The sequence below is a fragment of the Bifidobacterium gallicum DSM 20093 = LMG 11596 genome (assembly GCF_000741205.1).
In the GTDB taxonomy this organism is placed as follows: Bacteria; Actinomycetota; Actinomycetes; order Actinomycetales; family Bifidobacteriaceae; genus Bifidobacterium; species Bifidobacterium gallicum.
The window spans coordinates 43,421-67,977 of the sequence record NZ_JGYW01000008.1 but is presented as its reverse complement, the minus strand read 5'-3'; the positions used below and the strand labels follow the sequence as shown (position 1 = coordinate 67,977).

21 protein-coding genes are annotated in these 24,557 nt (G+C 59.4%); 12 read left to right on the top strand and 9 right to left on the bottom strand.

Annotated elements, in window-relative coordinates; genetic code table 11:
* Nucleotides 1-9: 9 nt before the first annotated feature.
* Entirely contained in the window at nt 10-777 is a 768-nt protein-coding gene (rph, locus tag BGLCM_RS06655; RefSeq protein WP_006294903.1) for a ribonuclease PH, read from the bottom strand.
* A 253-nt stretch (nt 778-1,030) separates the two neighbouring features.
* On the opposite strand from rph, the gene BGLCM_RS06650 reads away from it, so the two are divergent.
* From BGLCM_RS06650 to ilvN, 10 genes are all read left to right on the top strand, one after another.
* A complete protein-coding gene (locus BGLCM_RS06650) occupies nt 1,031-2,371 on the top strand; it encodes a nicotinate phosphoribosyltransferase (protein WP_006294904.1) in 1,341 nt (446 codons plus the stop codon).
* Between the two features lie 228 nt (nt 2,372-2,599).
* The gene (locus BGLCM_RS06645; RefSeq protein ID WP_006294906.1) at nt 2,600-3,604 is read left to right on the top strand and encodes an aldo/keto reductase; all 1,005 of its coding nucleotides are present in this window, start codon (nt 2,600-2,602) and stop codon (nt 3,602-3,604) included.
* A gap of 180 nt (nt 3,605-3,784) precedes the next feature.
* Nucleotides 3,785-4,102, top strand: coding sequence for a DUF3039 domain-containing protein (locus tag BGLCM_RS06640; protein ID WP_044085188.1), 318 nt, complete (start codon nt 3,785-3,787; stop codon nt 4,100-4,102).
* Between the two features lie 194 nt (nt 4,103-4,296).
* Nucleotides 4,297-4,800 carry a pantetheine-phosphate adenylyltransferase gene (coaD, locus tag BGLCM_RS06635; protein ID WP_044085187.1) on the top strand — a complete coding sequence of 168 codons (504 nt, stop codon included), beginning with the start codon at nt 4,297-4,299 and terminating at the stop codon, nt 4,798-4,800.
* A 35-nt stretch (nt 4,801-4,835) separates the two neighbouring features.
* Nucleotides 4,836-5,477, top strand: a complete 642-nt coding sequence (locus BGLCM_RS06630; RefSeq protein ID WP_006294910.1) for a hypothetical protein — start codon at nt 4,836-4,838, stop codon at nt 5,475-5,477.
* A 91-nt stretch (nt 5,478-5,568) separates the two neighbouring features.
* Complete coding sequence (locus tag BGLCM_RS06625) at nt 5,569-6,231, top strand: YceD family protein (RefSeq protein WP_006294911.1); 663 nt, start codon at nt 5,569-5,571, stop codon at nt 6,229-6,231.
* A gap of 122 nt (nt 6,232-6,353) precedes the next feature.
* Nucleotides 6,354-6,548 carry a 50S ribosomal protein L32 gene (rpmF, locus tag BGLCM_RS06620; RefSeq protein WP_006294912.1) on the top strand — a complete coding sequence of 65 codons (195 nt, stop codon included), beginning with the start codon at nt 6,354-6,356 and terminating at the stop codon, nt 6,546-6,548.
* Nucleotides 6,549-6,955: 407 nt separating this feature from the next.
* Entirely contained in the window at nt 6,956-7,699 is a 744-nt protein-coding gene (rnc, locus tag BGLCM_RS06615) for a ribonuclease III (protein WP_006294913.1), read from the top strand.
* Nucleotides 7,700-8,623: 924 nt separating this feature from the next.
* Nucleotides 8,624-10,603, top strand: coding sequence for an acetolactate synthase large subunit (locus BGLCM_RS06610; RefSeq protein WP_044085186.1), 1,980 nt, complete (start codon nt 8,624-8,626; stop codon nt 10,601-10,603).
* Between the two features lie 18 nt (nt 10,604-10,621).
* Complete coding sequence (ilvN, locus tag BGLCM_RS06605) at nt 10,622-11,176, top strand: acetolactate synthase small subunit (protein ID WP_006294915.1); 555 nt, start codon at nt 10,622-10,624, stop codon at nt 11,174-11,176.
* 247 nt (nt 11,177-11,423) lie between these two features.
* Here ilvN and BGLCM_RS08680 read toward each other — a convergent pair whose 3' ends face one another.
* Complete coding sequence (locus BGLCM_RS08680) at nt 11,424-12,857, bottom strand: endonuclease/exonuclease/phosphatase family protein (protein WP_006294916.1); 1,434 nt, start codon at nt 12,855-12,857, stop codon at nt 11,424-11,426.
* Between the two features lie 193 nt (nt 12,858-13,050).
* Nucleotides 13,051-14,679 carry a signal recognition particle protein gene (gene ffh / locus BGLCM_RS06595; protein WP_006294918.1) on the bottom strand — a complete coding sequence of 543 codons (1,629 nt, stop codon included), beginning with the start codon at nt 14,677-14,679 and terminating at the stop codon, nt 13,051-13,053.
* 756 nt (nt 14,680-15,435) lie between these two features.
* Here ffh and BGLCM_RS06590 point away from each other — a divergent pair.
* Complete coding sequence (locus BGLCM_RS06590; RefSeq protein ID WP_006294920.1) at nt 15,436-16,341, top strand: cation transporter; 906 nt, start codon at nt 15,436-15,438, stop codon at nt 16,339-16,341.
* 30 nt (nt 16,342-16,371) lie between these two features.
* Here the strand turns inward: BGLCM_RS06590 and cysS are convergent, their stop codons facing one another.
* A complete protein-coding gene (cysS, locus tag BGLCM_RS06585; protein ID WP_006294921.1) occupies nt 16,372-18,024 on the bottom strand; it encodes a cysteine--tRNA ligase in 1,653 nt (550 codons plus the stop codon).
* 112 nt (nt 18,025-18,136) lie between these two features.
* Here cysS and BGLCM_RS06580 point away from each other — a divergent pair, with 112 nt between their 5' ends.
* Nucleotides 18,137-18,862 carry a type 1 glutamine amidotransferase gene (locus tag BGLCM_RS06580; RefSeq protein ID WP_044085185.1) on the top strand — a complete coding sequence of 242 codons (726 nt, stop codon included), beginning with the start codon at nt 18,137-18,139 and terminating at the stop codon, nt 18,860-18,862.
* Nucleotides 18,863-19,140: 278 nt separating this feature from the next.
* Here BGLCM_RS06580 and BGLCM_RS06575 read toward each other — a convergent pair whose 3' ends face one another.
* The 5 genes from BGLCM_RS06575 to rpsP form a co-directional block, all read right to left on the bottom strand.
* Nucleotides 19,141-21,216: an ABC-F family ATP-binding cassette domain-containing protein gene (locus BGLCM_RS06575; protein ID WP_006294923.1), complete on the bottom strand. Its 2,076-nt coding sequence runs from the start codon at nt 21,214-21,216 to the stop codon at nt 19,141-19,143.
* A gap of 484 nt (nt 21,217-21,700) precedes the next feature.
* Nucleotides 21,701-22,807, bottom strand: a complete 1,107-nt coding sequence (locus BGLCM_RS06570; RefSeq protein WP_006294925.1) for a tRNA (guanine(37)-N(1))-methyltransferase — start codon at nt 22,805-22,807, stop codon at nt 21,701-21,703.
* A gap of 12 nt (nt 22,808-22,819) precedes the next feature.
* Entirely contained in the window at nt 22,820-23,467 is a 648-nt protein-coding gene (gene rimM / locus BGLCM_RS06565) for a ribosome maturation factor RimM (RefSeq protein ID WP_006294926.1), read from the bottom strand.
* Between the two features lie 251 nt (nt 23,468-23,718).
* Nucleotides 23,719-23,952 (bottom strand): RNA-binding protein, encoded by a 234-nt coding sequence (locus tag BGLCM_RS06560; RefSeq protein WP_006294927.1) that lies wholly within the window; start codon nt 23,950-23,952, stop codon nt 23,719-23,721.
* Between the two features lie 6 nt (nt 23,953-23,958).
* Nucleotides 23,959-24,420 carry a 30S ribosomal protein S16 gene (gene rpsP / locus BGLCM_RS06555; protein WP_044085183.1) on the bottom strand — a complete coding sequence of 154 codons (462 nt, stop codon included), beginning with the start codon at nt 24,418-24,420 and terminating at the stop codon, nt 23,959-23,961.
* Between the last annotated feature and the right edge of the window lie 137 nt (nt 24,421-24,557).

The following is a 24,557-nucleotide window of genomic DNA, read 5'->3' as shown; positions in this document are numbered from 1 at the left end:
CGCAGGGCTTCAGCTGCGTGCGTTGAGCACGGCACGCTGGGCGGCTTGCAGTTCCTTGTTGCCCTTTGTGGCAAGGTCGAGCAGCACATTGAGTTCGTCGCGCGTGAACGGACGATGTTCGGCTGTGCCTTGAATCTCAATGAATTCACCGGACCCTGTCATCGCCACATTCATGTCGGTCATGGCTTGGCTATCTTCGATATACGGCAGGTCAAGCATCGGCGTGCCGTTGATCACGCCGACCGACACGGCGGAAACACTGTCTTTGATGACTTTGTCTGCCGAACGGATGAAACGACGTTCCTCCGCCCAACGCAACGCTTCAACCATCGCCACATAAGCGCCCGTGATCGATGCCGTGCGCGTGCCGCCATCAGCTTGCAGCACATCGCAATCCAGTTGGATCTGGTTCTCCCCCAACGCCTTCATGTTCACGACGCCACGCAAGCAACGGCCGATCAGTCGGCTGATTTCATGCGTGCGACCGCCAATCTTGCCGCGCACGGATTCACGGTCCGTGCGTTCAGCCGTGGCTCGCGGCAGCATCGAATATTCAGCCGTGACCCAACCTTGGCCTGAATCCTTGCGCCAGCGCGGCACCCCTTGTGTGAACGTGGCCGTGCACATCACGCGCGTGTTGCCGCAAGCGATCAGCACCGAACCTTCGGGGACGTCGGTGAAGCTGTCGGTGATGCGAATCGGACGCATCTCGTCCACCGCACGTCCGTCAGGGCGTACCACTGTGTGTTCACTGAGCAAATCTTTGATTGCCACCATGGTGCAAGCATCGCCTTTCCGCGATTGAGCCGGTTGTGTTGTTGCGCCACTCTGAGCGCTATGTGGCTCATTATGGCCTGCATTGATGGTAGCGCCACGGGTTAACGGCAGCCCTCGCGCTGACGCTAGCGGCATAGGGGCTGCCAAAATGGCCTTGAACGCTTGCGTTGGACGCTCATGGACTAAGGTGGTGGCAACAGCGACGCGGCTTCAAGCGCGTGTTGCGTCGCAATGAACCGTGAAGGAGACGGGAATGGTGGACTACTCACCGGCCATGATGACGGACATGTACGAGTACACGATGCTCGACGCTACCTTGCAAGACGGCACAGCGAACCGTCGCTGCGTGTTCGAAGTGTTCACACGCCATCTGCCTGAAGGACGCCGCTATGGCGTGGTCGCGGGAACCGGCCGCCTGTTGGAAGCGCTGAGCGAGTTTCAGCCAAGCCAAGCCGATCTGCAGTTCCTGGCCGACCGGCATATCGTGAGCCCCGAAACCATCAAATGGCTTGAACACTATTCCTTCTCGGGATCAATCCGCGGATACCGTGAAGGTGAAGCGTTCTTCCCGAATTCACCAATCCTGCAGGTGGAAGGCACCTTCGCCGAATGCACGCTGCTCGAAACGCTGATTTTGTCGATATTCAACTATGATTCAGCCGTCGCTTCTGCCGCTTCGCGCATGACGAGCGCGGCCAAGGGTCGTCCCTGCATGGACATGGGAGGCCGGCGCACCAACGAATGGTCGGCCGTGGCCGCCAGCCGCGCCGCCATAATCGGCGGATTCAAAGGCACAGCGAACTTGCTGGCGGCACAACTCTATGATCTGCCAGCCATCGGCACGGCAGCGCACTGCTTCACACTCGTGCATGATTCGGAACGTGACGCGTTCGAATCGCAAATCCACGCGCTCGGTAAGAACACGACACTGCTCGTGGACACCTACAACATTGAGGAAGCCGTGAAAACAGCCGTGGCCGTGGGCGGTCCCGAATTGGGCGGCGTGCGCATCGATTCCGGCGATTTGGCCGCATTGGCGCAGCGCGTGCGCAACCAGCTTGACGCGCTCGGCGCCACTGGCACAAAAATCACCGTGACGAACGATCTTGACGAATACGCGCTCGCCTCGTTGCAAACCGCTCCCGTGGATTCCTATGGTGTGGGCACGCAACTCGTGACAGGATCAGGCGCCCCGACTTGCGCCATGGTCTACAAGCTCACCGAACGTGAAGGCGCATCGGGAGTCATGGAACCCGTAGCCAAAAAGTCAACAAACAAGGCCACCGTGCCCGGACGCAAGCTGGCATACCGTTCGTTCCAATACAACTTGGCTGAATGCGAGCATGTGGTGGCCGGATCCGAAACGGAACTCGAAGCGTTTGGCGCACCAGAAAACTGGCATGACCTGCTCGTGGATTTTGTGGACCATGGTCAGATTGACACGCAATACACCGGACACCAGGCCATCATGGACGCACAAGCCCATCATGCCGACGTGTTGGCTGAACTGCCGATTACAGCCCAAAGCCTAATGCGCGGCGACCCTGTGATTCCAACCGAAACAACCGTGCTAGGTCCTGAAGCGACTATCTGATTGCACCAACCACGCTGATTGCGCTGAGTGCACTGGTCGCACACAGCACACGACTACCGTTTTGGTGCCTGCCGCAACCTGCTTGCGGCAGGCACCACGCATATTGCCAGCGCTGCACAGTCCACAATGGCATTTCAGCGAAGGCCTCTATTGGCCAGCATCTGGTGGAGTAGAATCTTGGGCAACATTGAAGTTTTGCAAATCTTGCATACCTGATGGAGGTTGCTGATGGCCGCTGCAGTAGACATGTTTGATCCGAGCCGATATGAATCGATGGCATATGAGCGCTGCGGCACCAGCGGATTGAAACTGCCGCGCATCAGCCTGGGATTGTGGCACAACTTTGGTGACAACGCCCACTATGAAACGATGCTGGCCAGCGCAAAAACAGCATTCGACAACGGTATCACGCACTTCGACCTAGCCAACAACTATGGGCCGGCTTACGGGTCAGCCGAGAAAAACTTCGGGCGCATTCTGCGCGAACTGTTCAGCGCGCACCGCGACGAACTCATCATTTCCACAAAAGCCGGCTTTGACATGTGGCCCGGTCCTTACGGCGTGGGTGGCTCACGCAAATATTTGATTGCGAGCCTCGACCAGTCGTTGCAGCGTATGGGACTTGACTACGTCGACATTTTCTACCACCACTGCATGGATCCTGAAACACCGCTCGAGGAGACAATGGGCGCACTCGCGCAGATTGTGCGTAGCGGCAAAGCGCTATATGTGGGATTGTCAAACTACGATGGCGCCACGATGCGCTCGGCAGCCGCGATGCTTGATGAACTGCATGTGCCGTTCATCATCAACCAGAACCGTTACAACATGTTCGACCGCACGGTAGAGCACAACGGATTGAAGCAGGCCGCCAAAGAGCTCGGCAAAGGACTGATCACGTTCTCGCCACTCGACCAAGGGTTGCTCACCGACCGGTATTTGCACGGCATTCCGGCTGACAGCCGCATTGGCCACGATGGGCGGTTCCTGCAAGCCTCCGCATTGACGGACACGAAACTTGGCCAGATTCGCGATCTTGACCGTTTGGCTAGCGAACGCGGACAATCATTGGCGTCCATGGCATTGGCATGGTTGCTGCATGATGAGGTGGTGACGTCGGTGCTCGTGGGCGCTTCGCGTCCTGGACAAATCATTGACGACCTGGCCGCGTTGGACCATACCGATTTCACAGCGGAAGAACTTGCGCGCATCGACGAAATCTGTGCGCGCTAAGCCCCCGAAACTCGCGGGATTAAACGCGTAATGTTACAGTGAGAGGAAGGTTCCACGCGGAGCCGTACTGTGTAAAGCCGGGGTGGGGTCCGGCTTGTGATACAACCATCGGTAATGAACCATGTGCAACGTGGTCTGATCTGGCTTATGCCCTTCGGGGCGTTGGCGAGGAGGAACAACATGAAGAACAATGTGTGTGCACACACGATTGTTGACGATATCGATCCCGTATCGCCGTTGTCTGATCCCGATTCCTCGACGGGTACCGCCGTACTTGAGCGTCCCCAAGAGGAAACGCAGAAGACCGACAATGGTGATGCCGACCGGTTCGCCCATTATGTGTCGCGTGACAAAATCGCGCAGTCGCGTATGACGGGACGCCCGGTGGTGGCGTTGTGCGGCAAGGTCTGGGTGCCAAAACACGACCCGTCACAGTATCCGATCTGCCCTGATTGCAAGCGCATCTTCAACGAAATGATGAACGGCAACAACGGCTGATAGTGCGGTTCGCCGACCGTTTGGGCGCGTGCCTGAATGCCGACATGAGACGTCTTCAAACCGCGCTACAACACGGCAGTCAGTGAGTGAAAACGTTTATGATGTGGCCTGCGCATGATGACATGCGCAGGCCACATTGCAATCAGGCAACGTTCGCCGCCCGTAATTCCTTGTAAACCGGTACTCTGGAAGCCATGACCATAGCAGTATGTCCAGGATCGTTTGATCCGTTGACTAACGGACACCTCGATGTAATTTTGCGTTGTTCGCAATTGTTTGACGAAGTCCACGTTGTGGTGGCCGTCAACGCGAACAAACAACCGATGTTCACTGAAGAGCAACGTGTGCGACTGGTAGACCAGGCACTCCATGATGCCGGTTGCACAAACTACACGGTAGCCGCCACGGACGGGCTCATCATCGACTATTGCCGCCAGGTGGGCGCTCCCGTGATTGTCAAGGGATTGCGGCAAAACGGCGATTACGAAGCCGAACTCGGCATGGCGCTCGTCAACCGTAAACTTGCAGGCATTGAAACGTTGTTCCTGCCCGCCGACCCCGTGCTTGAACACATTTCCAGCTCGGTGGTCAAAGATGTGGCACGCCACGACGGTGATATCACCGACATGGTGCCACCTTGCGTACGCGTCACGTTGCTCAAGGCGCTCGGAAAATCCACGTCGCTGGATGAAAAATAAACATAATATAAAGGGTGCAGCGTAAGGAGAACCGCATGAATGACACGGATGACGGCGTGCAGCAGCGCGTGACGATGGCTGACTTGCCCGACCTGCAGGAGCGTGAAAGTGACGAAATTTTGCAGAGCCGGCAGGAATTCACGACGGTCTACGACGTGATTGACCAGCTTGAGGAGCAGCTGCGGGAGGCCAAGGGCACGATGTTCCAGCCGTCGCTCGTGAAGGTCGATCGCGACGACATGCTCGACCAGCTCGAACAGCTCAAGTCGATGCTGCCCGTGCAGCTGGAGCGCGCGTCGGCGTTGATGCGCGAGTCCGAGCATCGGCTCGAATCGGCGCAAACGCAAGCCAATGTGATTGTGACGAGCGCGCAGAGCCGGGCCGCCGACATGGTGCGCGAGGCTGGCGAGCAGGCGCAGTATCTGGCGGGTCAGGAGAACGTGACGGAGCTTGCGCGGCAGAAGGCGCGGCAGATCATTGAGCAGGCGCAGCGCAAAGCCGAGCATCTAACGCAGGGCGCGGACCGGTACAGCCTGCGCGTGATGGAGGAACTGCACAAACAGCTCACCAAAGCAAGCCGCGACGTGACCAATGGAATGCGCGTGCTCGAAGAGCGGCAGAAGCAGGCGGGCGAGCAGCTGGAGAACGAACAGCGCGACGACGAGCAGGACGAGTGAACCCTGACGGCGCAGCGCTGGGGCACGCTGCGGATGCGTAACGCGAGAATCGCGGATAAATAAGTAATGGAATTATCGGGAAGGAGTGCGCATGGCGCGCGTGGAATATACGGATTGGACAGTGCCCGTGGCGCAAGTTGGATCGCGTCCGGGGCAGACGATGGAGCTGAACAAGGAGTTTCCGGCGCCGAGCGGCATCGGCGACTCATATGTGGGCGTGACGCAAGGGGCCCCCGTGCAGGTGGATGGACGGTTCGATTCGATTGTGGACGGCCTGATTTTCATGGGCACGTTGACGGCGCCGATGCATGCCGTCTGCGCGCGCTGCGACGATACGATCGACGAGGATTTGCACTGCCAAGTGACGGCGTTTTTCCCGTATGAGTCGGGGCGGCTGGCCGAAATGAACGGCGGTTCGCGCGATGGCGACGGGCGTGACGGGCGCGACGGGCGCGGGTCGAAGGGGCGCAAGTCCAAAAAAGAGCAGGAAGTTGAGATTGTGGCGGGCGAGGAGGAGTCCGAAGACCTCTATCCGTTGCTTGATAACGGAGCGTTCGCCGACATGGAAGCGTTGATCCGCGATACGTTCGTGGACGCGCTGCCGTTGCAACCACTGTGCAGGCCCGACTGCAAGGGGTTGTGTCCGCAGTGCGGTGAGGATTTGAACGAAAATCCCGAGCATCATCATGAGAAAGTGGACACGCGGTTCGCGGGTCTGGCCGCGCTCAAAGCGCAGCTTAAAGCCGAGGAGTAGCGGACGCCGGGTGGTTGCTGGCGGAAGCGGGCTGACGTTTGAATTGACGTTTGTACTGGGGCGCGCGTAGACTTCTGAACGCTTAAGCTCATTATTGTTCGAACGAAATAGAGGAATGCAAAATGGCACTGCCTAAGTACAAGACCTCGCGCGCTAACACGCACTCGCGTCGCGCCAACTGGAAGGCCAAGGCCGCCCAGACGATCACCTGCACGAACTGCGGCGCTCCGACGCTCGCCCACGTGGCATGCCCGAGCTGCGGCATGTACCGTGGCCGCGTGTACCGCGCAGCTATCCGCTCGTCCTTCACCAAGTGATTGGTGCTGTGCAGCCGCCGCGCGTGATTGCAGTGAGTGATCGCAGCGAGTGATTGCACAGTTGAGATGATGCGATGAACCGAGAGTGATCGGTACCAGCATGGAAGACCCTGCCATCGACGGGTGGCAGGGTCTTCGCATATACGGGTGAAGAGAGCGGCGGACGCGAGGCGGGACGCCACGAGCACGAATAGTTGTTAGACAATTGAGTGCGAAAGTGACCGGTTTCTTGCGAGTCCATCTCCACAATTGGTGACGCGGTGGGCGTAGGCTCGAACCGAGAAATATGGGCGTGCTGGTGTGCACTTGCGCAACAGTATGAACGTAGGATCGTCCAATCCCCCAACCCCCATTACCCTGAGGACGATCAGCAGACTGGGCAACGCACCCAGAGGAGTAACCACGCCATGGCAAAGCATATCGATGTAAAGGAAGTCACGAATCAAATCGCCGAGCATGACGCAGCCAAGCCGTTGCTTGAAGCGCTCGGCACCACTCTCACTCCCGACTTGCTCGTGGAAGCGCTGACGCATCGTTCGTTCTCTCACGAGAACCCAGGCACGCGCAACTACGAGCGCCTTGAATTCCTTGGTGACGCCGTGCTGGAACTCGTCGCGACGGAATCGCTGTTCACCGACCATCCTGATTTAAGCGAGGGTGAACTTGCCAAAATGCGCGCCAAAGCTGTGTCGGAAGAGGAGCTGAGCCGTGTGGCACGCGAGAAGCTGCACGTGGGACCATACATTTTGCTCGGCAATGGTGAAGCTGCGCAAGGTGGAGCAGACAAGGATTCGATTCTGTGCGACATTGTGGAGTCGCTGATCGGGGCGACCTTCGTGGAGCATGGCATTGAAGGCGCACGGCCTGTGGTGCACCATCTGATCGATGACGTGTTGGCGGAGATGATGACCGAGGGGCCGGCGTTGGATTGGAAGACGTCGCTCGTGATCAAGGCACATGAGCTTGGCATGGACGAACCGCACTTCCGCATGGCCGTCGGAGGTCCGGAATACGCACCCGAATACCATGCCCAGGTGCTGATTGGCGATGACGACCGCGTGTGGGGTACGGGCGACGGCTCCAGCAAACGCAAAGCCCAACTGGCCGCGGCTCATGAAGCCTGGCTGGAGTTGAACAAGCCTGAGCAATAACGGACGGCTGCGGCTGTGCCGAAGATCCACAGCAAACTGCGTCTTTTCTTACCAAGCCGGTAAGGAGAGACGCAGTTGCGGAGCGGAAACGGTAAACCTCTTGACCAGGCTGGTACGCAAAGACGCAGTTACGGGCCTCAAGCGGTAAACCCTCTGACCAGGCTGGTCAGGAAGGATGCAGTTCTGGGCTCCAAACGGTAAACCCCCTGACCAGCGTGGTAAGAGAAGATGCAGTTTCGGTTTGGGAACGGTAAACCTCCTGACCAGACTGGTCAGAAAAGATGCAGTTTGGGGCTGAAGTGCGGGGAGGACGCCAACAGGCGTAGCAACGAGCCTGCGATTGGATCCGGCTTGCGGTAAACCCCCTGACCAGCGTGGTAAGAGAAGACGCAGTTGCGGAGCGGAAACGGTAAACCTCTTGACCAGGCTGGTACGCAAAGACGCAGTTACGGACTCCAAAAGGTAAACTTCCTGACCAGCGTGGTCAGGGAAGATGCAGTTTGGTACTTAGAACGGTAAAACCTCTTACCAGACTGGTCAGGAAAGACGCAGTTACGGGCTCCAAACGGTAAACCTCCTGACCAGCGTGGTCAGGAGAGACGCGGTTTGGGGCGGGGATGCGGTATTGGCTTACTGGGGTGGAGTGATGAACCTGTGGGGTGAGCCTGGTTATGGGACTGGCGCCAGTGATGGGGGCGCCAGTTGTGGGGATGGGGCTTAAGTTGTGGGGTGGCCTACGGGACGGCAGCCGCGGATTTGGGGGTGTCCATGGGGGCGGTCAGCATGCGAACAATGGCCAGTACCCCCGTCGAGGTTCGCGTAAGATGGCGCGAACGGCTGGCGCAGTGACCGTCAGCAATCCGGCAACCAGCATTGCAACGGACAGTGAACGCAATACGGCGCAACGGACCTGTTGCAACAGCTATGCCACGTCCAGAAAAGATCAACGTCGACGAGAGGGGATGCACGGTGTCACCTACACCTCTGCAGGCATTCAGCGGTATCGCTCGGGCCACACCCGAGCACACCAAGCGCGCCAACACCACAAAGAACGGTGAGCAAATGACAGGCGCCCAAGCGCTGGTCCGTTCGCTCGAGGATCTGGGTGTCCAGGATGTATTCGGTATTCCAGGTGGCGCGATTCTACCCGTATACGACGCAATCAGCGAAGACACGAAGTTCCGCTTTGTGTTGATGCGTCACGAGCAGGCTGCAGGCCATGCAGCCGAAGGATACGCCCTCGCAACGGGTCGCGTGGGCGTGTGCATTGTGACTTCAGGCCCAGGCGCCACGAATGTAATCACCGCCATTGCCGATGCCAACATGGATTCGGTGCCAATGGTCGTGATCACGGGCCAGGTCGGAGCTGACGCAATAGGCACCGACGCCTTCCAAGAGGCCGACATCGTGGGTGCCACCTACCCCGTCGTCAAGCATTCGTATCTTGTGACCGACGCCCAGGATATTCCGCGCGTGCTGACTGAGGCGTTCCATATTGCCGGTTCAGGCCGCCCAGGTCCTGTGGTGGTGGATTTGACGAAAACGGCACAGAACGGCGTGATGCAGTACACGTGGCCGCAGCGCATGATTCTGCCCGGTTACAACCCCACTACGAAGCCGCACGGTCGTGTGCTCGGCGAAGCCGCGCGCATGTTCCAGCGTTCGTACCGTCCTGTGCTGTATGTGGGCGGCGGCGCCATGCGTTCTGATGCGGGTGAGGAAATCAAGGCGCTTGCCGATTTGACGGGCGCCCCGATTGTCACGACTCTGCCGGCCCGCGGCATCGTGGCCGACTCCGACCCCAAGGTGCTCGGTATGCTCGGCATGCATGGCACGGTCGCCGCGACGGGCGCCGTGCAGCGCTGTGATTTGCTGGTCGCGATCGGCACACGTTTTGATGACCGCGTGACGGGCAAGTTAGAAGCGTTTGCACCGGGCGCAAGGGTGGTGCACATTGATATCGATCCTGCAGAAATAGGAAAAAACCGTGAAGTTGACGTGCCGATTGTCGGTGACGTGAAGACGGTATTGAACGCGCTGATCCCCGAAATTGAGCGTCTGCACGACGAGTCGGGCACGCCGAACTTGACAACGTGGTGGAAGCTGATTGACGAATGGCGTCAGAACTATCCCGTGACGTATGACGAGCCTGATGACGGCACGTTGGCACCGCAGTGGGTCGTGGAGCAGCTGTCCCAGCAGGCCGATCCGAACGCGATCTGGGTGTCGGGCGTGGGCCAGCACCAGATGTGGGCCACGCAGCTGCTCAAGTTCGAGCACCCGCACAGCTGGATTTCGTCGGGCGGCCTGGGCACGATGGGCTACGGTCTGCCGGCAGCCATCGGCGCGGCCGTGGGTTCACAGCGCTGCTTTGACGGCAAACGACCCGTGTGGCTCATTGATGGAGACGGTTCGTCCCAAATGACGAGCGAAGAGCTGGCCGTGGCATTCCTTGAGGGACTGCCCGTGAAAATTGCGCTGCTTAATAATTCCGTTTACGGCATGGTGCGCCAGTGCCAGACGCTGTTCTATGACAAGCATTACTCGGCCACCATTTTGCACGAGGAAGAGAAGACGCACCTCGTGGGCGTGCCGGACTTCGTAAAACTCGCGGAAGCGTACGGATGTGAGGCAATCCGTGTGACGACGAAGGAAGAAGCCGAGAAGGCCATCGAGTATGCGAACAGCGTGAACGACCATCCGGTCCTGATCGATTTCCGCGTGTGGAAAGACGCGATGGTGTTCCCGATGGTGCCGGCCGGCGAGTCAAACGACAACGTGATTTACAAGCCGGGCGTGCGTCCGCTGCAGCGCGTGGCGGGACTTTCGTCCGACGCTTCCGACGAAGCTGACGCCGCCGACAACGCCAACGCTTCCGCCAACGCAGCTCAAGCGAACGAGTAAAACGAGTAAGGAGTAACCATGACGAACTATCCGGCCTCCCACTCAGGCTCACCTTTGCATACGCTGTCGGTGCTCGTGGAGAACCGTCCGGGCGTGCTCGCGCGCGTCTCAGGACTGTTCGCACGGCGCGCGTTCAATATCAACTCGCTGTCGGTCTCGCCGACGGAACGTCCTGATATTTCGCGCATCACGGTGACGGCGGCCGTTGACGAAGTACCGCTCGACCAGATCATCAAGCAGCTCAACAAACTGCTGCACGTGCTCAAGATTGTGGATCTGGATGAGGCGACCACTGTGGAGCGCGAGCTTGTGCTGATCAAGGTCGCGGCCAACCAGACGAACCGCTCGGACGTGCTTGAGATCGTGCGCCTGTTCCGTGTGCGCGTGGTCGACGTGAATCCCGAATCGCTCACGATTGAGGCGACGGGTGCGTCGGGCAAGATCGACGCGCTGCTGAGTCTGCTCGACAACTACGGCATCATCGAACTCGTGCGCTCGGGTGCGGTCGCCATGACGCGCGGCCCGAAGGCCCTGAGCGAGAAGGTCGTGGGTTCCGAAATCACGGGACGCTAGACAGGCCGCTCGCTGGGCCGATAGCCGGTCTGCTCGAGTTTTCTGCAGCTCAGTTGGCAGCTCAGTTGAGGACCTGTTGAAGGCCAGTTGAAGGCCGGCCTGACTCCCAGTTCAGTGCAACTACAACAAAACATGCCGTGCAAGCCGGAAGGCAAGCACGGCATGTTTTGTTGTTTCGTGCGGTTTATGGCAGCGCTTCTCGGACTCTCACGCTCTCGCTCGTTCAGCCGCCCACCAACTCACCTATTCACCGCAACGTTTCCGAAGCGGCGCGGTGAGCGTTGACCTCTTCCTCCAGCAACGTCGGATTGATGCTGTGGGGTGCAGGCAGCGTCAGCGTAGCTGTCAGCGCGAGATGGTCCGTTCCCGTCACCACGAACGACTCGACGCCCGACGCCTGCACGTGCCCCGTGAACAGGATGTGGTCGAGCACCATGCGCGGCCACGGCAGCCAACTTGGGTACGTGGCGTGCATCCCCTTCGCCTCGCTCAGCGCCGCGTCACGGAATCCCGACGCCAGCAGCTTGCGGAAACTTGGGTGCACAATACTCGAGTTCAGGTCTCCCATCAGCACAACGATATCGTGGGGTGACGCGGCCATCGAAGCTTGCGTCCGCACGGTTTCGGTCGTTTGCTCAGTGGCCTGCTCGGTCGTCTGCTCGGTCGTCTGCCCACGCACCGAATCCCCGCTCCGCACCGTTTCCTGCACTGTCTCGCGGCTCTGCACCATCTCGCTCTGCATCATCTCACTCTGCGCCACCGTCTCCTGCGCAACCATCTCCCGCGGCGCCGCCAGCTCCCCCTGCACACCGCGCTCCTGTACGCCGTTCACCAGTGCACCCAATCCGATGCACCCTTGCGACCACTGTTTGCAGCCGCGCATCGGCGACTTCGTGTGCGCGCTCGCGAATGTGATGCTTTGCTGGCTGCTGACGGGCATTGTCACGGCCGGCACGTCCGCGGCCGGAATATCGCAGGCTTCCGGTTCGGAACAGCTCGGTTCCACGCGGATCCACACGCCATTGAACCCGCCGTTATCTTCCGGATGCTTGACGCCGAGCTCGTGGAACGGCAGCAGCTCGTCGAGCCCCTGCGCGCGCAGCCGCGTCACAAGATCCGTGGACACCTCCTGCAGCGCGAGTACGGCAATGTCACGCTCGCGCACTTCCCGCACGATCTGCGCGGCATCAGCCCGGCCGTACCTGCAGTTGAGCGTCATCACATTGAACTGCCCGTGCACACGTCCCTGCACTTGAGACGATGTTGATTTCCGCGATTCCCCCTTCGCATCCGGCTCCCCCGCAGTCTGGTCCGTTTCTGCAGCACGCACTCCCGCATCAGTCTTAACGGCAGCCGCCTGCTGTTTGCGCTGCTGTTTGGCCTTGTTGCGCGCCAAATGGTCAGCCACGGCCTGAGCCGTGTTGGGTGACTTCAGATCATTGAGCACATACTCGCTTTTGCGCGCCATCGTACCCACAAACAAGCCCAGCGCACACAGCGCATACCCCCACTCGTGCGTAACCACGCCCAAGACCACGAGCACCAGCGCCGGAATCCACAGGAACTGCGACAACGCAATCACATACGGCAGTTGCCAATGCCCATCCCAGCCCGCAGGAACTTCTGTCAATGCCAACCAGAGCACACAGATGATGAGCAGGATCCAAAGTACGACCATCATGGCGTGTAATCTCCCCGTTCAGCCACGTTTCATCAGGCTTCATCGCATGTCTTCAAGCCGATTCCACCAGGCATGTTGCCCTGCAATGCCCCACCATGAATCAGCAGAAATCAAAATACATAATATGAACTTGGCTGGCTTGCACACGGCCGAAACGTGCACAAACCAGCCAACGTTCGATGCGGAACCGAACTCAGCCCAGCAGACCGCTCAAGCCGCCGCCAAGGTTCGGCATGCCGCCGTTCTTGTCGAGCATGTCTTGCAAACCGGCCGGAAGCGCGGGATTCTGCGGCTTCTTGACGAACGCAGAACCGCCCGCCGAACCGGAAGCGCCGCCGGCAAGCTTGGCGCGCAACGCTTTGTCTTCAGCCTCACGCTTCATCGGATTGCCCGAACGCGAGCCGCCCTTCTTGCCCTTCTTACCTTTCTTGCCCTTCTTTGACGAGCCGCCGCCGAAACCGGCGCCCATACCCATCTTGTTGCTCATGCGCTTCATCATCTTGGCGGCCTGGTCAAAACGCTGCAGCAGCGCGTTCACAGCGCTCACCGTCACGCCCGAACCATACGCGATACGAGCGCGACGCGAGCCGTCAATAATGCTCGGGTTGCGGCGTTCCTCAGGCGTCATCGAACGAATGATCGCCTCCGTACGGTCAATCTCGCGCTCATCAAACTGCTCAAGTTCCTTACGATGCTGAGCCATGCCGGGAATCATGCCGAGCAGCGACTTCATTGAACCCAGCTTGCGCACCTGCTGCAGCTGGTCAAGGAAATCGTCGAGACCGAAACTGCCCTCCGCGAGCTTCTCGGCGGCCTTGCGGCTCTCCTCCTCGTCAAACTGGCGCTGAGCCTGCTCAATCAGCGTCAAAATATCGCCCATGTCGAGGATGCGCGAGGCCATACGATCCGGGTGGAACACCTCGAAATCCTTGAGCCCCTCGCCGTTGGACGCGAACAAAATCGGCTTGCCCGTCACGCTCGCCACCGACAACGCGGCGCCACCACGAGCGTCACCGTCAAGCTTGGACAGCACGACGCCCGTAAAATCAACACCCTCATTGAACGCCTGGGCCGTGCGCACAGCGTCCTGGCCGATCATTGCGTCAATTACGAACAGCACTTCCTGCGGCTGCACAGCGTCACGGATGTCACGAGCCTGCTGCATGAGCTCCTCGTCCACACCCAAACGGCCGGCCGTATCGATGATGACTGTGTCGTAGAGCTTGCGGCGCGCATACTCAATCGAATCACGCGCCACCTTGACAGGATCGCCGCTCGTCTGACCGGGTGCGGCCACAGCCTCGCCGCCATCCGACTGCACGCCGCGTTCCGGCGCGTAGACGGGCACACCCGCGCGCTCGCCCACCACTTCAAGCTGTGTGACGGCGTTCGGACGCTGCAAATCAGCGGCCACCAGCAGCGGCGTGTGACCCGAATCCTTGAGCCAGTAGCCGAGCTTGCCAGCAAGCGTCGTCTTGCCGGCGCCCTGCAGACCCGCAAGCATGATAATCGTTGGCGGCTGCTTGGCGAAGTTAATCGGGCGATCGACACCCTGACCCAGGATATCGGTCAGCTCGTCGTTGACAATCTTGACGACCTGCTGCGCCGGGTTCAGCGCCTCGGAAACCTCAGCTCCGAGCGCACGTTCACGCACGCGGCCCGTGAACGAACGCACGACTTCGAGCGAGACGTCAGCGTCGAGCAACGCACGGCGAATCTCACGGATCGTGCCGTCAATATCGGTTTCGGAAAGCTTACCCTTGCTCTTGAGATGCTTGAACGCGTTCGAGAGCCTATCTGTCAAAGAACTAAATGCTGCCATAATGCCCACAAGTTTAGCCGCACTCGGAGAAAAACCGGAAGCATTTTCCAACGCGGGTGACAGTGGGGTAAGAGAGGAACAGATGCAAGCGAGTGGGGTGAAAGTGGGTGGGCGCGTTTCCTGGCGCCAAGCCGCCCTACCCGAAGTGCGGTTGCGGTCGCTGCGCTCGCGGGCTGTGTTCCTCTTGCGTTGCCGTTGCGGGGCCTTTGGGGGAAGCCGTTCCGCCATCCCCTTCCTTTTTCCTTCTCCAACCTTCCGTTGTCAGCTAGTTTGTTCTAGTTGACATGGGAGCCTTGCGGCTTCCAGCTCCAAGCCTTGCGCCACGCTCATGGCTGTTTGGTTCGCGTTTCACCACGGTCTGCCTTCCACTGCTTGCAGTGGCGGGACTTGTGTCCGCTCCGCGCGCGTTTAGCGCCTTCTCGACCTGAGCGTGCCTTACCCGCAACCATGGAGTCCGCTCCGCGCGCGTTTAGCGCCTCCCCCCAAACGCTGCCGTCCCTCTCTTTTCCTTTTCCTCCCCCTCGCGTCAACCATCTGGCCTCCGCCTCTTCTTCTCTTTTCCCTTTCTTTTCCCTTTCTCTCGCCTCCTTGGCACCCCCTCTCCTTCCTCCCCTCTCTTTTCTCCTCCTCCCTTTCTCCCCCACCACCGCGAGCGCGGCGACGCGCCCTTTCCCTTGAGCAAAACTGCCGGACGGAAACGGTTAGGCTGGAATAGAGCACAGCAGCAGCCGCACGGTCAGCACCCCAGGGGGAACCATGGATCAGAAACGTATTGAGAAACAAGCTTTGGTGGTTGGCATCGTCGTCAACATCGTCATGGTCATCGCCGGTTTTGTCGTCTTCTTCATCACGGGCCTCAAGGCCATGTTCCTCGACGCGGCGTTCACGTTCATTTCTGTCGTCTCGGGCGCTGTCGCCGCGCTGCTGAGTTCGCAGAGCGTGCGCACCTCGGACCGCTATCCGAACGGCAAGTTCGCGCTCGAGCCGATTTACGCGATCTGCAAGGCGCTGTTTACGCTGACGCTGCTCGTATATTCGTTCCTTGACGTGCTGCAGGTCGCGATTGACTATTTTGTGCGGCACGTCGGCGCTCCGGCCGAGTTTGGTCCCGTCGTGATCTACCAGATTGCGGCCGTCGCCGTCTGCCTGGTGCTCGTGGGCTACTACCGCCACCGCAACCGGCAGATCGGCAACGTCTCAACAATGTTGCGTGCCGAGGCGAACGGTACGTGGATTGACGGCATGATTTCGCTCGGCATCGGCATCATCGCCGTCATCGTGTGGCTGCTTCCGGCTGACTCCCCGCTCGACTTCCTGCGGTACACTGGCGATTTTTTCATCACGACGATCATTGTGCTGCTCACAATCAAGGAGCCGATTCTTGTGTTGCGTGACGCGTTCGTCGAGCTCGTTGGCGGCGTGCATCAGGATGAGGAGATGGAACGGTTCGTTGAGCAAATCGTTGCGAAATACATGCCTTCCGGAATTGGATTTTCATCTATCCATATCTTCAAAACGGGTATGAACTTCGATGTTGACATCACTCTCGTACCGCAAGGCAATAGCATCTTGATCGAGGATTTGGTCCAAGCGCGCGACCATATGGAGCACGAGATGCGCAAGCGCATGCATCTGGTCCACGTGGACTTCGTGTTCGCTTGAGCCGGCGTCCGTGGACGCCGGCACACGGCATCAAATCGACCAGGTCGGACCTTGCGGCGTGTCTTCAATCGTGATGCCCGCGGCGGCGAGCGCGTCACGGATTGCATCGGCTGTGGCGAAGTCCTTGGCTTTGCGCGCTTCGGCGCGGGCTTCAAGCTGGGTTGCAATCAGACGGTCGAGCACTTCGTTTGCCGCATTGGAGGTTTCTTGCGCCCACGGTTCGGCTTCGGGGTCAAGGCCCAACGTGTCGAGCATGGCGCGCACCTGCAGCAGGCTTTCGCGTACTTGGGCCGCATCGGCGTTGGCATCCATGAGCGCGTTGCCATTGCGGATCGCTGTGAAGATGGCGGCCAATGCGCCGGAAACGTTGATGTCTTCGTTCATCGCGTTCGTGAAGTCGATTGGCAGATCATCAGCGCCCACTGCCACGATTTGATCGCGATCGATCTGTTCGCCCAGCACATCTTCGGCGCGCGAGATGAAGTTTGTTACGCGCTCATAGGCGGCTGTTGCCTCGGCCAATGTCTGGTCCGACCATTCGAGCATCGAACGGTATTGCACACCGCCCAACGCGTAGCGCACGACCCATGCGGGATGTTCAGCGAGCACGACGGGCACCGACAGGCCGTTGCCGAGCGACTTGCTCATCTTCTCGCCTTTGGCCGTGACCCACGCGGAATGCATCCAGCGGGCTGCTGAATCGTAGCCGGCAGCGCATGTTTGCGCCATCTCGTTCTCATGGTGGGGGAAGCGCAAATCAAGACCGCCGCCATGGATGTCGAACATGCCGTCAAGATAGCGGTGGCTCATGGCCGAGCATTCGATATGCCAGCCAGGGCGTCCTTCGCCAAATGGCGTGTGCCAGCGCGCATCAACCGGGTCGGTGTCTTTGGGGGCTTTCCACAGCGCGAAATCACGCGGATCGTGCTTGTCTGGCGACATGTCGGCAGGATCGACGGGATTGTATTTGTCGTTGCCGGCCGTATCGACTGAGGGGCCCATCGCGTCGGCTACGCGTGCCGCTTCGTCAAGTTCCACGTCCACGGCATCGATTTGTGCGCCGGGTTCCGACTGCTTCTGATGCGTCAATTCGCCGTAATGCGGCCACGAGGCCACGTCGAAATACACGTTGCCGGTCGGGTTGCCTTGCTCGTCGCGCACCACGTAGGCATGGCCGTTGTCAATGATGCGTTGAATCAACGCGACCATGTCCATCATGTGTCCTGTGGCGCGCGGTTCGTAGGTGGGTGGTTCCACACCGAGTTCGTCGTATGCTTTGGTGAACTCGCGCTCATACAGGTAGGCGCGCTGCCACCATTGCTGGCCTGCAGCGGCTGATTTGTCAAGGATTTTGTCGTCAATGTCGGTCACGTTGCGCACGAATGTGACCTGATAGCCGAGGCGTTCGAACCAGCGACGGATGATATCGAATGCGACTGCCGCACGAATATGGCCGATGTGCGGCGAGCTTTGCACGGTGGCGCCACACACGTAGATGCCCACTTGTCCCGGCTTGATCGGTTCGAACTGTGACACGGTATGCGAAGCCGTGTCGTACAGCTTCAGGTCTGCTGCCGCGTTGGCGAGTTGAGGAAACGCGGGGCGGCCGACCTGAGGCGCAACGGCGTCGTCACGTTTGAGTTCGGACACGTCGGAAATGGTGCTATTCTGCGGTTTTGTCATGGTTCCAGCGTATTGGCATTACATGACAATATGGCACGCGCCACCCATGAATCGTCTATCCACACTCTGGTCACGGGGGTGAGCTCATGGGCTTCTCGCTAAGATGGGCAGTATGAGCAAACCCGAAGTTCTTGTGCTGCAGCATGTGCCATGGGAAAAACCCGGCCGCATCCGGACCTATGTGGAGGAATGCGAGCTGCCCGTGCAAACGCTGACCATTGCAGGCGCCAAGAAACCTGACCTGCCGGATTTTGATGAAGTCGCCGGCATTGTGGTAATGGGCGGTCCCATGGGCGCAACGGATTTCGACGAATACCCAGGTCTCAAGGCCGAAACCAAGTTGATCCGCGCCGCCGTCAGCGTGGGCAAACCCGTGTTGGGCGTATGTTTGGGCCATCAGCTGATCGCCACGGCGTTGGGCGCCAAACTCAAGCGTGGTGAACCGCAAATCGGTGTGGCGCCAATCAAACGCGTGGAATCCCATGATTACTTTGACATGTGGTCGAAGAGCTTGCCCGTGCTCAACTGGCATGCCGACACGGTCACACTACCTGATAGCGCGCAATTGTTGGCACGCTCGGCCAACACCAAGGTGGAAGCGTTCCGTTTCGGATCAGCGCTCGGATTGCAATTCCATCTTGAGGTCACTCCCCAACTGCTTGAAGAATGGCTTGACGAACCGGTCATGGTCAAGCAGCTCAAAGCCGCACACAGCTCCAAATCACAGCTGCGCGAAGCCTATGCCGAAGTCAACGGACAACTGAGCCCGCTGGCCGAATCCGTGTTCTCCGGATTCGCAGCCCGCTGCGCCACCTACGCCAAAGCGCTGTCGCGCTAAGCGCATCAGGTACCTATAATCTGGCAGATGCATGGTGCTGCCCAACCGGCAGAAGGCGTCGGCAGCAAGACCCGGTCCACTATGGCATTGACATAGCCGGATGTACAGTGCACACTACTGCACTGTGCTATAGGTTGCAGACCGATGTAAGCCGCATGCCACACACTACTGCGGACTGCCGTAAGCTGCGCAGCGCACGCCGCCCACACACTACCGCACGCTGCTGCAGGCTGATTGGTGCCTCCTCACGCAGGCAGCGCAGCCATTGTATGGTGGGGTTATTCCATTTGTTCGCCCAATTCGAGCCATTCCTCTTCCAACGCGTTTGATTCGTTGTTGAGGTCTTGCAGCTCGCGATTCATCGCGTTCAAACTCTCATAGTCACTTGGATCAGCAGACGCCATGCGCTGCTCCAATTCCTGCTTCATGCCACTGAGTTTGGACAGTTTGCGTTCAATGGCTGAGACGCGACGACGCGCATCGTTGAACGCCTTTCCGGAAAGTTTGGGCTTCGAGGGTGCAGCGGCCTCTTCGGTGCCAGAGGAATCAATATTGTTGTTGGAACCGGTGGAAGCGCGGAACTGCTCAACCATGTCGAGATAATCCTGAACGCCGCCCGGAAGGTGACGGATTTGGCCGCCGACAAGCGCGAACTGCTGATCGGTGACGCGTTCGAGCAAGTAACGGTCGTGCGAAACGACGATGAGCGTGCCGGGCCAGGTGTCGAGCAGGTCTTCCATGACGGCGAGCATGTCGGTGTCGAGGTCGTTGCCAGGCTCGTCCATGATCAGCACGTTGGGCTCGTCGAGCAGGATCAGCAGCAGCTGCATGCGGCGTTTCTGACCACCCGAAAGGTCACGGATCGGCGTCATGAGCTGCGCCGCGTCAAAGCCGAGACGCTCCATCAGCTGGCCCGGCGTAACTTCCTTGCCGTCCACGATGTAGCTGGGCTTGTAACGGCTCAATACTTCCTTGATCTTGTATTTGCCGAGTTTCTCAAGTTCGTCAAGCCGCTGTGACAACACGGCGAACTTGACAGTTTTGCCGATGTTGACGTGGCCTTGAGTCGGCGTCAACGTGCCGTCGAGAATCTTGAGCAGCGTGGACTTGCCGGCGCCGTTCGCGCCGACGATACCGAAACGGTCGCCGGGGCCGATGAGCCACGTGACGTCGTCGAGCAGCTTGCGACCCGTGACCGTGACCTCACGGGCGGCCGTGATTTCCTGAGCATCAGCGGGCGCGTCGGGGGTGGCTGAAGCCGAGGATTCGGGGGCAACGCCATTGTGCAGGCGCGGATCGTCGGCGGAATCCACGGAAATCGTGACCGAACCGAACACTTGCGGCTCTTCGACCATCGGCAGCACAATGTCGACGTGCGAGGCGGAAACGGGGGCCGCGTTGGTGGCGGAGCTGTTTGTGGAGCTGTCGGCGGGTGCGGCCGACAGTTCGCCTTGCGGATGGTTGTAAATCTGCGTGACGTCAATCAAGTCAACTACCTGCTTACCCAAGCGAGACGTGGCCATCTGCTTAAGTTCGAGCGTGTTGCGCATGGGCGGCACGTCGGCGATGAGCTCGCGAGCGGCCTTGACGTGGAACTTCTGCTTGGTCGAACGCGCGCGGGCGCCACGCGAAAGCCAAGCCAACTCCTTGCGCGCGAGATTGCGGCGTTTAGTCTCGCGCACGTCGGCTTGACGATCGCGCTCCACACGCTGCAGCATGTACGCACTGTAGCCGCCTTCAAACGGCTCAATCTCGCCGTCGTGGACCTCCCACATGGACTCGCACACCTCGTCGAGGAACCAGCGGTCGTGCGTGACGAGCAGCAGCGCGCCCTGCCCCTTGGGCCAGCGATTCTTCAAATGTTCAGCCAACCAGTGAATCGTGACCACGTCCAAGTGATTCGTCGGCTCGTCGAGCGCGAGAATATCCCACTCTTGCAGCAGCAAACGCGCGAGGTCGGCGCGGCGACGCTGGCCGCCCGACAACGTGCCAACCTTGGCGTCGAGATTCATGCCGCCGAGCAATGCCTCAACGATCTCACGCGAACGCTGCTGACTGGCCCATTCATAATCCTCCATGCCGTGTAGCGCAGCCTGGCGGATTGTGGCGTTGTCGTCGAGCGGGTCACGCTGTTCGAGCATGCCAAACGTCAGGCCGTTGCGCACGGTAACTTTGCCCGAATCAGGGTCCTGCAGGCCTTTGAACATGCGCAACAACGTGGATTTGCCGTCGCCATTGCGGCCAACGATGCCAATGCGGTCCCCCTCGAACACGCCTTGGGTGACGTCGGTGAACACGGTTTTCGTAGCAAAGGCGAGCGAGACATGCTCGAGCCCCAGATCAAACGTAGGCATAAGCTCCAACTCTAATCAGATGGCCATAATTCAGGGGAAACTCACGGGATGGCGGCGAGTGGGCTGGTGGCCATAAATGTAGTTTTCCTGACCGGGCTGGTCAGGGGATGTGCGCTTTTGCGATCCTAACTGCATCTCCCCTGACCAAGTTGGTCAGGTAAACTGCACTTTCGCGGCCATAAGTACATCTCTCCGTACCAGCCTGGTCAGAACCACCGCATTTCACGGCATAACTGCATCCCCACTGACCAGGCCGGTCAGGAAAACTGCAGTTTCCGTGCCCTAACTGCATCTCCCCTGACCCGGCTGGTCAGGGAAACCGCAGTTTCGAGGCCATAAATGTATCTCCGCTTACCAGGCCGGTCAGGGGAATGGCAGTTTCGAGGCCATAAATGTATCCCTCCTGACCGGGCTGGTACGAAAAGATGCGTTTTCCGGCGATTCGCGCCTCCGCAGTAGCCGCAGCAAGGAGAGGGGCAGATGGTTAGCTGCGGCGGGGGTGGTTGCCGCAGACGTTCCAGCCTAGGGCCATCAGCATTTTGCGGTCGGCTTTGTCGAGGTCATGGCAGTTGAGCGCTTCGATCAGATCGGGGCGCAATCGCGCGGTTTTGGCCAAGGCCTCATCACGACGGAACCGGTCGACTTTGCCGTGGTCGCCCGACAGCAGCACTGCCGGCACATCGATGCCACGCCAGCGGGCCGGCTTCGTGTATTGGAAATGCTCAAGCAACGCATTGGAGCCCGTATAGGACTCCTCCACAATCGACTCGTGGTTGCCCATGAACCCCGGCATCAGGCGTGTGATCGCCTCGATCATGGCTGAAACAGCCACTTCACCGCCGTTGAGCACATAGTCGCCAATCGAATACTCGCGCACATCCACACCCTGCGCACGGTAGTACTCGGGAATGCGCGCATCATAGCCTTCATAACGTCCACAACCGAACACCAGATGGCGCTTTGTGGACAGCTCGGTCGCGTCGGCTTGCGTGAACAATGGCGCTGACGGATTCGGGAAAATCAGTACCGTACCCTGCGCACCATGATCAGGCATCCCGTCGCCGACAGGCTGACCAGTCGTCTCTTCAACCCTCTCTCCAGCCGTTTCTCCTGCCGCAGCCGCTTCTCCTGCCGCAGCCGCTTCTCCTGCCGCAGCCGCTTCTGCTGCCGCAGCCGCCTCACGGTCGGCCACCGAATCTTGCAGCACCTGCGCCACCACGGATCCGAACGCCAGCGACTCACTGCCGTCATTGCCCTCTTCGAGCACCGGCCCCGTCAGCGAATCCCCGGCAGCATCGACCACGTCCGCAACTCCGACACCAGCCGCATCCGCCGCTGCGCCCAACACATCGTCCACGGGATCGAGCCCGAGCAGCTCGTCAAGGCATTCGGCCCACACTTCGGGCTTCATGACCATGCCGGCACCGCCACCAACAGGCGTATCATCCACGGACTGGTGCACGTCATGCGTCCAATCACGCAGATTGTGCGTGCGCACTTCAACCAATCCGTTGTGCTGCGCCTTGCCCAGCAGCGACAGGTTCAACACGTCAAAATATTCGGGAAACACCGATACGATGTCGATTTCCATGTCCGCCACGGTTCAGTTCTCCTCGCTCACATCCATCACGCCGAGTCCCGGAATCAGCCCGCCGGGAGGATTAATCAGAGCCACCTGCTGTTCGGGGTCAATTTCCGTCACAATCTGCTCCACAAACGGCACCAATGCCGTCTTTTCCACGACCACACCGTCAGCATCACGCACAGGTTCGGCCAAACGCACTTTGAGCAGCCACTGCGGACCGTCAATCACGTCCACAACCTTGCCGATCAGGCGGTCTTCTTCAAGACCCAGCAGGTTGTCCGGTGCCATGCGCACTTCAAGGCCCACCAGATCCTTGGCGTACCACACGTCTTCTTCGAGCATGTCTTCAGCATCATCAGCCTCGCCGTAGAGCACGGTGCCGTTGATCGCTTCGGCCGCTGTACGGTCGTCCACGCCCTCAAACTTGAGAATCCAACGATTTTTCATACTGCGCGAGCGTTCCACCACGAACGTCTGCTCGCCATCTTTGGTATAGAGCTCAGACCCTGGCTCAAACCGGTATTCGGGTTCATCCGTGAACGACTGCACGGTCACTTCACCCTTTAATCCTTGCGCACGCCCAACGCGAGCGACCCTCAGCAGATCCATCTGCTGAGGGTCGTCGTTGGGATTGCTTGCTGCTTGCACTTGCTGCTGCATAGCCATCACCCATTCACTCGTCAACTGTTACGGTCAAGCTGTTCGCAATTACACCACTCCCAGCTGCACTATCAACAGTCGCACCGCTTCCGTTCAACCGTTGCGCCGTTCAACCGTTCGACGCACTTTCCGGCAGCACGGCACTTCGCGGCACCCCACGGTACCGCAAGCCTGTCACTGCCCACGTCCAACGTTGGCCAACTGCCGTCACCATCACTGGCATACAACTGCCGTTCCCGGCAACGGGTTTGTTTCCGTTACCGGCGCACGTCCATGATGTCCACGCGAACCTTGTGGTCCGCCATGGCCTGCACCACGGTGCGCACGGCATTGGCAGTACGACCCGAACGGCCGATCACACGACCGATATCTTCGGGGTTGACACGAACGCGAATGAGCTCGCCACGGGCGTTCTCATGGGACTTGACGGAAACATCATCTGGAAAATCAACGATGTTCTTGATCAAATGTTCCACGGCTTGTGCAAGCATGATGCATCACTCCTGAACGGCTTCTGCGGCCTCTGCGGCCTCGACCTTTTCATCAGCGGCCTCAACGGCGGCTTCAGCCTCGGCCTTGGCCTTGGCATCGGCTTCCGACTTGGCGGCCTTGAGCTTCTGGGCTGCGTTCTCGGCTTCAGCCACGAGGACTTCAGCTTCCGGCTTCGGGGCGACGGTCTTGAGGTGACCTTCAGCGCCCTTGAGGCCCTTGAACTTCTGCCAATCACCCGTGATCTTGAGCAGGTTCTTCACCTGGTCGGTCGGCTGAGCGCCAACGCCGAGCCAGTACTGAGCGCGCTCGGAATCGATCTCGATGGTGGAAGGCTGGGTGTTCGGGTTGTACAGACCGATCTCCTCAATGGCCTTGCCGTCGCGCTTCTTGCGCGAATCCATGATGACCACACGGTAGATGGCGTAGAACTTCTTGCCCATGCGCTTCAGGCGAATCTTGGTTGCCAAAATGGCTCTCCTTGGTAGTTAGGGGTGGGCGTGCGCCTTTCAGTGTGGGGCAAAGATCGGCGTACCCACGTGTTCCTTACACCCCGCGGGTAAGAGAGGGTCCCGCGTGTGTAAATAACCTAGCAACTATACAACAC